Origin of the sequence: Herbaspirillum sp. SJZ099 (assembly GCF_007828355.1) — a bacterium.
Lineage (GTDB): Bacteria > Pseudomonadota > Gammaproteobacteria > Burkholderiales > Burkholderiaceae_D > Herbaspirillum.
On the sequence record NZ_VIUO01000006.1, the window covers coordinates 75,824 to 88,044 of the forward strand.

Annotated in this window: 11 protein-coding genes and 1 tRNA gene; 5 read left to right on the forward strand and 7 right to left on the reverse strand. The window is 62.2% G+C overall.

The genetic code is table 11. From position 1 onward, the window contains the following. Nucleotides 1–40: 40 nt before the first annotated feature. Nucleotides 41–1,309, forward strand: coding sequence for a lysophospholipid transporter LplT (lplT, locus tag FB597_RS14095; RefSeq protein ID WP_141915409.1), 1,269 nt, complete (start codon nt 41–43; stop codon nt 1,307–1,309). Nucleotides 1,310–1,351: 42 nt separating this feature from the next. On the opposite strand, the gene FB597_RS14100 is transcribed toward lplT, so the two are convergent. Genes FB597_RS14100 through tsaB form a run of 4 tightly spaced genes read right to left on the reverse strand, consistent with a single transcriptional unit; the run spans nt 1,352 to nt 4,668 of the window. After that, entirely contained in the window at nt 1,352–2,404 is a 1,053-nt protein-coding gene (locus FB597_RS14100; RefSeq protein WP_144769885.1) for a DUF1853 family protein, read from the reverse strand. A gap of 1 nt (nt 2,405) precedes the next feature. Beyond that, complete coding sequence (locus FB597_RS14105) at nt 2,406–3,449, reverse strand: uracil-DNA glycosylase family protein (RefSeq protein ID WP_144769886.1); 1,044 nt, start codon at nt 3,447–3,449, stop codon at nt 2,406–2,408. Then, nucleotides 3,446–3,952: a ribosomal protein S18-alanine N-acetyltransferase gene (gene rimI / locus FB597_RS14110; RefSeq protein ID WP_144769887.1), complete on the reverse strand. Its 507-nt coding sequence runs from the start codon at nt 3,950–3,952 to the stop codon at nt 3,446–3,448. The genes FB597_RS14105 and rimI overlap by 4 nt, the downstream gene beginning before the upstream one ends. Further along, nucleotides 3,949–4,668: a tRNA (adenosine(37)-N6)-threonylcarbamoyltransferase complex dimerization subunit type 1 TsaB gene (gene tsaB / locus FB597_RS14115; protein ID WP_144769888.1), complete on the reverse strand. Its 720-nt coding sequence runs from the start codon at nt 4,666–4,668 to the stop codon at nt 3,949–3,951. Before tsaB ends, rimI begins: the two co-directional genes overlap by 4 nt. Nucleotides 4,669–4,779: 111 nt before the next feature. Between tsaB and FB597_RS14120 the strand changes: the two genes are divergently transcribed. Then, on the forward strand, nt 4,780–5,205 hold the full coding sequence (locus FB597_RS14120) for a thioredoxin family protein (protein WP_141915421.1): 426 nt from the start codon (nt 4,780–4,782) through the stop codon (nt 5,203–5,205). Nucleotides 5,206–5,217: 12 nt separating this feature from the next. Here the strand turns inward: FB597_RS14120 and FB597_RS14125 are convergent, their stop codons facing one another. Continuing rightward, nucleotides 5,218–6,129, reverse strand: a complete 912-nt coding sequence (locus tag FB597_RS14125; protein WP_144769889.1) for a LysR family transcriptional regulator — start codon at nt 6,127–6,129, stop codon at nt 5,218–5,220. Nucleotides 6,130–6,348: 219 nt separating this feature from the next. On the opposite strand from FB597_RS14125, the gene FB597_RS14130 reads away from it, so the two are divergent. The 3 genes from FB597_RS14130 (at nt 6,349) to FB597_RS14140 (ending at nt 8,557) form a co-directional block, all read left to right on the forward strand. Further along, on the forward strand, nt 6,349–6,630 hold the full coding sequence (locus tag FB597_RS14130) for a DUF4148 domain-containing protein (RefSeq protein WP_141915426.1): 282 nt from the start codon (nt 6,349–6,351) through the stop codon (nt 6,628–6,630). A gap of 457 nt (nt 6,631–7,087) precedes the next feature. Next, nucleotides 7,088–8,341 (forward strand): aspartate kinase, encoded by a 1,254-nt coding sequence (locus tag FB597_RS14135; protein WP_141915429.1) that lies wholly within the window; start codon nt 7,088–7,090, stop codon nt 8,339–8,341. 122 nt (nt 8,342–8,463) lie between these two features. Further along, a tRNA-Ser gene (locus FB597_RS14140) sits at nt 8,464–8,557 on the forward strand. A gap of 286 nt (nt 8,558–8,843) precedes the next feature. Here the strand turns inward: FB597_RS14140 and FB597_RS14145 are convergent. Both FB597_RS14145 and FB597_RS14150 read right to left on the reverse strand, forming a co-directional pair. Continuing rightward, on the reverse strand, nt 8,844–10,913 hold the full coding sequence (locus FB597_RS14145) for a bifunctional diguanylate cyclase/phosphodiesterase (RefSeq protein ID WP_144769890.1): 2,070 nt from the start codon (nt 10,911–10,913) through the stop codon (nt 8,844–8,846). A 4-nt stretch (nt 10,914–10,917) separates the two neighbouring features. Continuing rightward, nucleotides 10,918–12,117 carry an EAL and HDOD domain-containing protein gene (locus FB597_RS14150; protein ID WP_144769891.1) on the reverse strand — a complete coding sequence of 400 codons (1,200 nt, stop codon included), beginning with the start codon at nt 12,115–12,117 and terminating at the stop codon, nt 10,918–10,920. Nucleotides 12,118–12,221: the final 104 nt, after the last annotated feature.

The following is a 12,221-nucleotide window of genomic DNA, read 5'->3' on the forward strand; positions in this document are numbered from 1 at the left end:
TAAAGCTAGCCGGAGCTAATTTGTTACATTTTGGACAGGGATGAATCGCGGTTTCTACACCATCATGGCGGCGCAATTTTTTTCGTCGCTCGCCGATAACGCGCTGCTGATCGCCGCTATCGCCCTCCTTGCCGAAATGCATTCCCCGCCGTGGATGACGCCGCTGCTCAAGCTTTTCTTCGTCCTCTCCTACGTGTTGCTGGCCGCTTTCGTCGGCGCTTTCGCCGATGCCTTCCCCAAGGGGCGGGTCATGCTGATCACCAACATGATCAAGATCGTCGGCTGCAGCATGATGTTTTTCACCGTCCATCCCCTGCTCTCCTATGCGGTGGTCGGGTTCGGGGCCGCCGCCTACTCGCCGGCCAAATACGGGATCCTCACCGAACTGCTGCCACCGGAAAAACTGGTAGCCGCCAACGGATGGATCGAAGGCCTGACGGTCGGCTCCATCATCATGGGAACGGTACTGGGCGGCGCGCTGGTCAACCCGCATGTTTCCTCGGTCATCCTCAGCTTCGATTTCCCCCTCGTCGATTTCCCCATCGATACGCCCACCGAAGCGGCACTGTGCATCATCTCCGTCATCTACATCATCGCCGCGCTGTTCAATCTCAACATCCCCGATACCGGCGCCCGCTACGAACACCAGCAACGCAACCCGATCCGCCTGATCATCGATTTCGCCGGCTGCTTCACCACGCTATGGAAAGACAAGCTGGGCCAGATCTCGCTGGCGGTGACCACCCTGTTCTGGGGCGCCGGCGCCACGCTGCAGTTCATCGTGCTGAAATGGGCTGAAAAGTCGCTGCACATGCCGCTGGACAAGGCCGCCATCCTGCAAGGCATCGTGGCCGTGGGCGTAGCGTTGGGGGCAATGGCCGCCGCCCGCTTCGTGCCGCTGAAGAAATCGCTGTCGGTCATGCCGCTGGGCATCATCATGGGCATCGTGGTGATGCTCATGACCACCACCACCTCGATCTGGATCGCCTATCCGCTGCTGGTGATCATCGGCGCGCTGTCCGGCTACTTCGTGGTGCCGATGAATGCGCTGCTGCAACACCGCGGCCACGTGCTGATGAGTGCCGGCCATTCGATCGCGGTACAGAATTTCAACGAGAACCTCTCGGTGCTGACCATGCTGGTGCTGTACGCCTTCATGGTGCGCATGGACCTGGATGTGAACACGGTGATCATCATCTTCGGCTCCTTCGTGGCCGGCATCATGTACCTGATCATGCGTCGCCACGCCGCCAACCAGCGCGAACACGATTCGCTCTCGCTGATCGGCGAAGACAAACACCACCATTGAAGCCGCGGCAGACGGCGCGTCCACTCTGCCGCCCTTACCTTCTCAGATCCGTATCACCGCATGCCTGACCTGCTCGGCGGCCCGCTGCTCCCAGTCGCCGGGAACGATGAAGCCGCGCTCGATTTCGAAGGCATCGCTTCCCTCACCCGCCCCGGGCCCCCGGCACACCGCCAGCATGAGCGGCGCCGGCTCCGCACTCAAGCGCGCAGCCAATTCCGCCTGCACCGCATCCATCCCCAGCGTGCGGCCGATATCGACGCGCGCCGGCGCCAGCCATTCCAGCCGGGGCAACAACAGGAAATGCAATGGGCCTGACTGCTCCGCATAGCGCTGCCGCAACGCGGCCGCATCGCACCAGAAGCCACGGCAATGGTCGGCCGCAATACCTATCGCGGCCGGCAACGACGACAACGGCTCGCGATAGAACAGCCATCCCTTGACCAGCGCCTGGGCGGACACAACAGGTTCGGACAACACTCCGGCGGCGGCGGGATGGTGCGACAACATCAATTGTTGCTGCATGATCTTGCGCATCTTGCGGCCCAGCGAATCGGCCAGGTTGGGGCCAACGAAGGCATCGGGCGGCAGCTCGCCTGATTGATCCAGTTGGGAAGGAACCTGTTCGAGCAGGTAGAACTTGGTGGCGAATTCCCAATGCTCGAGCCCGGTGCCGGAATCGATATGGGGGCGGCGCACCAGAAAGTCGAATTCGCCCAGGGTCTCGCTGGTCGCGCCATTGTTGCGCACCTGCAGGTTGGCGGCCACCAGTTGCCGGCGCTGCTGCAAATAGAAACCGAGCAGCTTCTCGGCATAGCGGCCCAGCCGGGCCGAAGGCTGGCGCGCCATGTGGTTGTGCAGTTGCCGGTTTAGCCGCGGATCCTGCTCCAGCGCGCGCAGCCATGCGGCGACCTCGTCAGCGACCGGCCCCAGGTTGGCGATACGCCCGTCCCAGCACGGCGCATCGACGGACATCAGGTCCGGCGCGTCCAGCAGCCAGGCCAGCGCGCGCACATGCGGATCGCGCAGCTCGGGCCAGCGCTCATGGAACCGCGCCTGGCAGCTCATTGCAGCGGGACGCTCGCGGGCGTCGGCCATGTCATTGCACCGGCTGGCGCTGGAAGGCGGTCATCGCCAGGCACAGGTCGGCCCAGGATTTGCTCTTGTCGCCCAGCGTACGCAGCAGATACGCCGGATGGTAGGTCACCACCAGCGGCAGCTCCTGGTAGCGGTGCACGGTGCCGCGCAGCTTGGATACCGGCGTCGATGGATCCAGGCCCAGCAGCGAGATCGCCGCGGTCTTGCCCAGCGCCACCAGCACCGTCGGCTGGATCAGCGCGATCTGGCGTTGCAGGTAAGGCAGGCAGGCCGACACTTCCTGCGGCGATGGCGGACGGTCGCGCCCGTTGTCATCGGTCGGACGGCATTTGACGATGTTGGCGATGTAGGCATTGTCGCCGCGCTTCAAGTCCATCGCCGCCAGCATGTTGTCGAGCAGCTTGCCGGCCGGGCCGACGAACGGCTCGCCTTGCATATCCTCGTTGCGGCCCGGACCTTCACCGATGAACAGCCATTTGGCCTTTTCATCGCCGACGCCGAAGACGGTGTTCTTGCGGCCATTGCACAAGCCGCAGCGGCGGCAATCGGCCACGCTTTCCTTGAGCTGCGGCCACTCCATGGCGGCAATCCTGGCGATCATCGGATCGACGGCCGCAGGCGCACTGCCTTCCTCATCGTCATGGGGCAGCACCAGCGGCTCCATCGATGCGGCGAAATCCATCTCGTCCAGCCACGCCGGCGGGCCGCCATCGTCTTCAGGCGGGGCGCTGCGATGCGCGGGTGCTCGCGGTGGCGGCGACGGCATCGCCGGCACAGGACGCGCCACCGGCGGCGCTGCCGCAGCGCTTGCATCAGAAACCGCAAAGGCAGGACGCGGTGCAGCAACCGCTGGCGCAGGCGCAGACACAGACGCATCCTGACGCATCTCGGCGACTGCGGCCGGCGCTTCTTCCGCCGCCACGGCCTCTTCTACGGCCTGTTCCACGGCGAGGTCGCGCCGCACCCACACCGGGCCGATGCCCAAGGCATCCAGCAATGCCAGCGAGGAACCGTATTCTTTCTCGTTGTTCAATTCTTCACTCATAGCGCGAGACTCATGACGATCGCCCCTTCGCGGGCATTGTTCCCGGCCGGATAATAGTTCTTGCGCCGACCGATTTCGGAAAAGCCATAGCGTTTATATACCTTGATGGCATGCGTATTGGACTCGCGCACTTCCAGCAGCATGGTGCGCATCCGGTTGCTGCGGCCAAGCACGGTAGCCTGGTTGAGCAGCAATTGGCCCAGCCCCTGATGCTGGTGCGCGGCAGCGACACTGATGTTGAGCAAGTGCGCTTCGTCCACCGCCAGCATGACCAGGAAATAGCCTAGCAAGGCATGCGCGCCGTCGCGCAGCGTCTGCGCCTGGTAACCGCTGTATAGCGAATCGAGGAAATTGCCGCGGGTCCATGGATGCGAATAGACGGCGTTTTCAATCTCGACCACGGCATCGATGTCGTCTGTCGTCATCGGCGCGAACCGCAGCGGCCCGAAGCGCGCTTCCAATCCGGACAACAGCTCGGCGCCGTTCTCGACCGCCGAGGTCATGCCGCTCCCTTCAAGGCATCGCGCTGCTCGCGTTCGGCGGTGGTCAGCGCGACCTTGTTGCGCAGGTAGAGCGGTTGCGCCTCCTGCGCCGGCAAGGCGCGCCCCTGGGCAAAATGAAACAGCCCCAGGCTCGCCACATGGCGGGCATGCGGCATGAACTGCGGATAAGCGGCCGCGAATTCGCCGGCGCAGAAATCCGGCGTGAAGTGCGCGGCATACACGGCAAGGCCGTTACCGCAGGCCACCGGCTTGCCTGCGGTGCCGACCTGCCCGGCCGCCGATAACGCAGGCTCGGCCAGCATGTCCCAACCGCCGTCATCGCCTGCGCGATAGCGCGCCCAATACACCTCCCCCATGCGGGCGTCGAGGATGGGCAAGACTTCAGCGACATCGGGATGCGCGGCCCGGCACGCCTGGGCCGCCGCTTCCAGCGTGACGACCGGCACCACCGGCCGGTCAATGCCGAAGGCCAGCCCCTGCACTACGCCGCAGGCCGTGCGCACGCCGGTGAAAGAGCCAGGCCCCACGCCAAAGGCCAGTGCATCGCACCGGGAAAGGGGGATGCCGGCTTCGGCCAGCAATTGCTGGATCATCGGGAGAATCGAATCGGAATGGGTCTGCGCGCCGGCGGATTCGCGCGCGATCAGCTCGCCCTGGTGCAGCAGTGCTGCCGATGCGAGTTCGGTGGATGTTTCAATGGCTAAGATCGTGGACATCCCGCTATTTTACCGTGAGGCGGGCTTTTCCCTGCGCTGTTGGCAAGCGCCGGCGCCCAGTTTATTCCAGAGCCAAACCACGGCTGCCGAAGCGGGTAAAATAGCGGCGCCATGTCCTACCAGAAATTAGACCAGACCAACCGCCGCCAACTGGCAGACGCCCTGCGCAACGACACCTGGGTCGTCGCCTGCCTGTGCGCGGCCTGGTGCGGCAGTTGCCGCGATTACGACATCGCCTTCAGCGCCTGGGCGGCGCGTTATCCGCAACATCATTTCGTCTGGATCGACATCGAAGACCAGGCCGATCTGGTTGGCGACCTCGACATCGACAATTTCCCCACCCTGCTCATCGAACGCGGCGCCACTGTCGCCTTCTTCGGCCCGATGGAGCCCGATACCCGGCTGGCGGAACGCATCCTGCTTTCGCAACTGGAAAAAAGCGATGCCGACTTGCAGCGCGAAGCCATCAGCACCGCGGAACGCCGCACCTGGCAGGAAGAGTGCAACCTGCTGGCCAAGCTGGCCGACGTCATCTGATCGGCCGCCGGCTCAAGCCAGCCAGGGGTCGCTCTCCGGATGCGGATAACGCGCGCTGACATACTCCACGAAACTGCGCACCTTGGCCGACAACAGGCGCCGGCTGGGATAGGCCATCGAAATGATCACCTGGCCGGTATCGAAGTCCGGCAGCACCCGCACCAGCTTGCCGCAGCGCAAATCGTCGCCCAGCGAAAACGACGGCCGCAGCACGATACCCATGCCGGTCAACGCGAACTCCCGCAGCAATACGCCGCTGTTGGACACCACTTTGCTGACGATGGGCACATCCAGTACACCGTTGATCGTATTGACATGCCAATGGTGGCGCAGGTATTCATGCGAAAAATTCAGGCAGCTATGGCGCGACAGGTCTTCCGGGTTCTGCGGGGCGCCATGTTTGGCGATGTAGTCCGTTGACGCGCACAGCACCACCTTGGCAATGCCCACCTGGCGCACGATCATGCTGGCGTCAACCTTTTGCATGCTGCTGAAAAACCCGATGTCGATCCCTTCTTCCACCAAGTCGATGGTGCGGTCGGACAGGGTCACGTCCAGCACCACTTCCGGGTAGGCCTGGGAATAGCCGGACAGCAGTCCGCCCAGCTGCGACTGCCCGAATCCCGCATGCGAGTAGACGGCCAGGGTCCCGCCCGGCATCTTGGTATCGAGCGAAACCAGCGCTTCGGCATCGTCGATCTCGGCCAGGATCAGCCGCACACGCTCCAGATACGCCTGCCCGGATTCCGTCAGCGACAGGCGGCGCGTCGAACGGTTCAGCAGCCGCGTGCCCAGATGCGCCTCCAGATCGGCGATAAACCGCGTGGCCACGGCATTGGAAATCCCCATGATTTCCGCCGCACGCACGAAACTCCCCTGCTCCACCACCTTGGCGAACACCCGCATCGATTGCAGCCGGTCCATATTTTTCAAGCCCCCGATTGTTCCAGATAGAGAAATAGTTAATTCCGATTAAACCCATTTTTCTTTGCATAGGCAACATTTAGACTGCATTCATCGGTTGGGCGAATGCAACAGCAAACGCTTCCAGCCGATTCCGAAGGAACAGCGCATGTTGACCGGAACCTCTTATCGGCCAAGGTGCCTGCGGATTCTTATCAACTTACCAAGAAGGACAAGATCATGAGCATCAAGAACATTACCGTTGCCGCCGCTCTCCTGGTCGCCGCTGGCGCCGCCCTGGCAGAAGCACCGTATCCCCCTGAAACCGCTTTCGTGTCGACCCAGACCCGCGCCGACGTCAAGGCAGAACTGCAACGCGCCCGCGCCAACGGTGAGATCGCCGTGCGCAACGAGTACCCTATCGTTCGCCAGGCCAGCGCTCACCTGAGCCGCCAGCAAGTGCAAAACGAAGTGCAGCAAGCCAGCAGCAACAAGGCCGACAGCCTGTACAGCGGCGCCTGATCAGTTTTCTTGCACGACCGCCATCCAGCCCGACGGCAGCGTTCCGCCATCGCGCGTCCGAACCACCGGCACCGGGCTGAAGAGCGGGTAACAGAAGTACGCAGTACCGAAGCTTCATATCAGTACAGCAGCACCAACTGCCATGCCGCCTGCCAGACCTGAGCCTGCAGCGCATGACAGCTGGTGCCCCTCCCGCTCCTCCCCCCCTCGTTTCCCGCTTTGCATCGTACTTTTGCACGCAATTTGCGTTGCCTGGGGCCGATCCCGCCAAATTGCGCGCCACGAACCTTGCCCACGGCATGTTTTGCTGCGCCGCGACATCCGAAACTTCATCAGAAAGCCTTGCCGGACAAGCTTTTCCTTGAGATTTTGGCCCACCGGATGTAAAGTCAAGGGTTTGTTCCCTCCGGCCTAGCTAGCGGTTGTTCGTCAAAGTCGGCCACCTATCTTTATCCCTATGGCTTTATACGTTCACAAATACGGCGGCACTTCGATGGGCTCGACAGAGCGCATCAAGAATGTCGCAAAGCGCGTTGCCAAATGGCACGACGCAGGCCACCAGATCGTCGTCGTCCCTTCGGCGATGTCTGGTGAAACCAACCGCTTGCTCGGCTTGGCCAAAGAAATCATGGCCCAGCCCGACGGCCGCGAACTGGATATGCTGGCCTCTACCGGCGAACAGGCTTCGGTGGCATTGCTGGCCATCGCGCTGCAGGCGCTGGGCAAAGAGGCTGTGTCCTACGCCGGCTGGCAAGTGCCGATCAAGACCGATTCCTCCTTCACCAAGGCGCGCATCCGCTCGATCGACGACGCCAAGGTACGGCGCGACCTGAACGCCGGCAAGATCGTCATCATCACCGGCTTCCAGGGCGTCGACGCCGACGGCAACATCACCACGCTGGGACGCGGCGGTTCCGACACCTCGGCCGTGGCAGTAGCCGCCGCCATCAAGGCCGCCGAATGCCTGATCTACACCGACGTCGACGGCGTCTACACCACCGACCCGCGCGTGGTCAGCGAAGCGCGCCGCCTCAACACCGTCACGTTCGAGGAAATGCTGGAAATGGCATCGCTGGGCTCCAAGGTGCTGCAGATCCGCTCCGTGGAATTCGCCGGCAACTACAAGATGCCGACCCGCGTACTGTCGTCGCTGACCGACCCGCTCATGCCGCTCGCCGAAGAAACCGTCTCCGGCACCCTGATTTCGTTTGAGGAAGACACCAACATGGAACAAGCAACCATCACCGGCATCGCATTTTCCCGCGACGAAGCCAAGATCACCGTGCTCGGCGTGCCGGACCGTCCGGGCATCGCCTACCAGATCCTGGGCCCGGTCGCCGACGCCAACATCGAAGTCGACATGATCATCCAGAACCAGTCGGTCGAAGGCAAGACCGACTTCACCTTCACCGTGCCGCGCGCCGAATATGCCAAGGCGGTGCAAGTGCTCGACAGCAGCGTCAAGGCCCACATCGGCGCCGCCGCCATCAACGGCGACACCAAGGTCTCGAAGGTCTCGGTGGTGGGCGTGGGCATGCGCAGCCACGTCGGCATCGCCTCGCAAATGTTCCGCACGCTGTCGGAAGAAGGCGTCAACATCCAGATGATCTCCACCTCGGAAATCAAGATCTCGGTGCTGATCGACGAGAAGTACATGGAACTGGCGGTGCGCGCCCTGCACAAGGCATTCGACCTGGACAGCGCCAAGTAATCGTCATCGCGAAGTCCTGCGGACAAATCGGCGGTTTTTTGCAAACCGCCGATTGACCAAACGCAGTTGAGAAGCTATTATGCGTGACTTCGCTGAGGCAGCGCAGTAACTGCCTACAGTGTGGAGACGTGGCCGAGTGGTCGAAGGCACTTCCCTGCTAAGGAAGCATATGGGCTTAAACCTGTATCGAGGGTTCGAATCCCTCCGTCTCCGCCAAGCATTACTAAGCCCCTGTTTTACAGGGGCTTTTTTATTGGCATCTTCGATGCCGGCGTCCTTCTTGGGGCGACCTCTTTCTCCGAAAGAGCCTGTCCCGCACCTCTCTTCCGGCCAAAGCTCAGCGCAACACGAAAACAATCATTACTACGCATACCGGCCATAACGGCTGCGCAGGCATGCGTTGCCGCGGGATACTCCGTTGGAATCCGACCGACAAAAGAAAATGGCCGATGGCATCGCCACCGGCCACATTCAATTCGCATTCAATTGACCAGGCACGCGCTCAGAAGCCGATATCGTCCAGCGGCAATGAAGGATGCTCGCCGATGATCTTGAGCCGCCGGCCTTCCAGCAGCATGCGATGGAAATCGCCGGCCGGGACCGGGCGCGAGAAGATATAACCCTGCAGTTCGTTGCAGCCGGCTTCCTTGAGGAAGTTGAACTGCTTTTCGGTTTCCACGCCTTCGGCGATCACCTTGTGGCGCAACTGCTTGGCGATGCCGATGATGGCGCTGGCGATCGCGCAATCGTTGGTGTCTTCCGGGATGCCCATGGTGAACGAGCGGTCGATCTTGAGCGTATGGATCGGGAAGCGCTTGAGGTAGGACAGGCTGGAATAACCGGTGCCGAAATCGTCGAGGGAAATCGTGATGCCCAGGCTGCAAATCTTTTCCATGATGGAAATCACGCGGTCGGTGCTGTGCATCAGCATGCTTTCCGTGATTTCCAGTTCCAGCCATTCGCCGCCGAGCTGGTGCCGGCTCAGCGCCGCGCGGATGCGGTCCGGCAGCGAACGGGTGAATTCGCGCGCGGTCACGTTCAGGGCGATGCGCATCGGCGCCAGGCCGGCGTTCTTCCATGAGCGCGCCTGCTTGCAGACCGCATCCAGCACCCAGTCGCTCAATTGCACGATCAGGCCGGTCTCTTCGGCGATGGGGATGAATTCGCCCGGCAGCAGCAGGCCGCGCTCCGGATGCCGCCAGCGCACCAGCGCTTCGGCGCCGGTGATGCCGCCGGTCAGCATGTCCACCTTCGGCTGGTAGTACAACAGCAGTTCGTTGTATTCGAAGGCATGCAAAAGGCCGGTCTCGATGCGCAGCAGGTCCAGGGTGTTGCGGTTCATCTCCTCGCTGTAGTACGCGTAACCGCCTTCGTTGTTCTCGCCGCCCTGCTTGGCGCGATACATGGCGATGTCGGCCAGGCGCAGCAGGGTTTCGGTATCGCAGGCATCTTCCGGATACATGCTCACGCCGATGCTGGCCCCTACCCGCAACTCATGGCCGTCGATGAAGAACGGCTCGTCGAACAGCGCCAGCAGCTTCTGCGCGACGAAGCCGGGATGGTAATCCTTGTCGATGTCGAACAGCGCCACGGCGAACTCGTCGGCGCCCAGGCGCGCCACCACATCCTGTTCGCGCAGCGCGCGGCGCAGGCGGATCGCCACCTCCACCAGCAGCATATCGCCGGCCACATGGCCCAGCGTGTCGTTGATGGGCTTGAAGCGGTTCAGGTCGATGAACATCACGCAGCCGTGCATGCTGTCCTGCCGGGCTTCCTGCAAGGCCTGGTCGACGGTGCGCGTGAGCAGCGTGCGGTTGGGCAGGCCGGTGAGCGAATCGTAATAGGCCAGATGGTGGATCAGCTTCTCTGCGTTCTTGCGTTCGGTAATGTCGTTGAGGTAGCCGATCAGGCCGATCGGATTGCCGTGCTGGTCGCGCATGACCGATAGCGACAGGCTGGCCCAGAAGGTCTCGCCCGACTTCTTGCGGCGGCGCACTTCCATCTCGCGCCCGCCCTGCGCCAGGAACATATCGGCCAGCGAATCCTCTTCATCCTCATTCTCGTAGAGGAACAATACGTTGCGGCCGATGGCTTCCAGCGCGGTATAGCCGAACAGTTGCTCGGCGCCGCGGTTCCAGCTGGTGATGAAACCGGCCGGATCCATGGTGATTACCGACTCGTGCATCTGGTTCAGGATCTGCGCCTGCTGCTCCAGCTTGGCTTCGATCTGGTCGAGCGAACGCGCCCGTCGTTCGGTATCGGCCTGGCGCTGCAACAGGCGGCCGGTAAAGCCCGCCAGCATCGCCAGGCGCTGGCATTCCTGCGTGCTGTAAGTCGCGGCCGGATCGGGAAAGAGGTAATAGCCGAAATGTTCGCTGTCATGCCCGACTGCCTGCTTGAGCATATCCCCTTCCGGCGCCTGGCCTGACAGGTATTTACCGCCGGGACGCTTCAGGAAGCCGGAAGCGATCCCTCCCAGCGCCGCGGACAGCGCCGGCCCATGCAGGTTCTGCAGCGCGTCCAGCAATGCCGAACAACATGCCAGATCGTCGGTGCTAACGGAGGAGATCATCGATTCAGGCCTCTGTGCTGACTCTGGTTGCCCAGCCAAAGGCCTCCAGCAGGCATTCGCAATATATCCTGGCGTCGAGGCCGGCGGCCTCCAGGTCGGCATGTCGCAGGGGAATGCGGCTGTATTCGGAACGTTCCACCACATCGAGCAGCTTGCCCAGCCGCCCGGTGCGGGCGGTCAGCGCGTTGACGATATCCGCCGGCAGCTTGAGCGGCTCGATGATGTCTTGCAACGGCATGCCCAGCAGGATGTCGAGCAGCGAGAACATGCCGGTGATGAAGGCGCGGTCGAGCTCCTCGCGGGTGCAATCGACCCGCTGCGCCATCGACTCCATCATCGCCGCGCGTGCTGCCGCGCGCGGCAACAGGGGATTGGCCGACTCGTCGCCCGGGAAGCGCGCATACAGCAGCAGTTGCAGCCAGCGCTGCAACTGGCGCCGCCCCAGCAGGTTGATGGCCTGGGTGAAATTGGTGATGTGCGCCGAAAAGCCGAAGGCAGCCGAGCTGACCAGCTTGAAGAGCTGGTAGGACAACGCGGGATCCTGCTTGAGCAGCGACTCCAGTTCGCCCGCATCGGCATCGCGCGCGACCAGCCCCAGCAGCTTCAAAAGGCGTGCGCGGGAGATCGAGTTCTTTTGCGAGAGGCGGCTGTCGGGATGCAGCGCATAGTCGCCGGCAAACCAGCGAAAACCTTCCGTACGGCAGCGATCGAACTGGATCGCATCGCCGATGTTTTCCGCCAGGTGCGGTCCGCGCAGGCGGTGCAGCCATTGCGCCGCATCCGGCAAGCGGCCTACGCTGGCGTCAAGCGCGAGCGACTCGACAAAAGGAAACATGGCCGCGCCCTGGGCGGGCAAGCCATCGGCGATGATCGAAAAGCCGCGGCTGTAAAGCCAGTCCAAGGCATCGATCTTGCCGGGATCGACGCAATGCTCGACCGGCACGCGCAAGGCAATCTGCCCTTGGGGAATGGGATGGACGAACTCGGGCGCGAATACCGCAGGATCCCGGACCGGGATGATGCATGTCAGCCCGCCCAGCGCATCATGCAGCTTGAACTCGTTGAATAGACGGGACAGCAGCGCACTGCCATCCTCGTCAATGGGTGAGATGTGCAGAGACAGCGCAGTCCATACGTGATGAACGTCGGCTACAGGCTGTAAAAACACGAGAGGAAAAGAGACGCTTTTATCCTGGACAGCCATATTCTTTTATCGTTGGCGCCCCTCTTCTTATTGTTTGGGGCACTCATCCATGATGAAAAACCCTTAAAAGTTTCCCAACAGAATTCTTAATGAAATTCAAACTT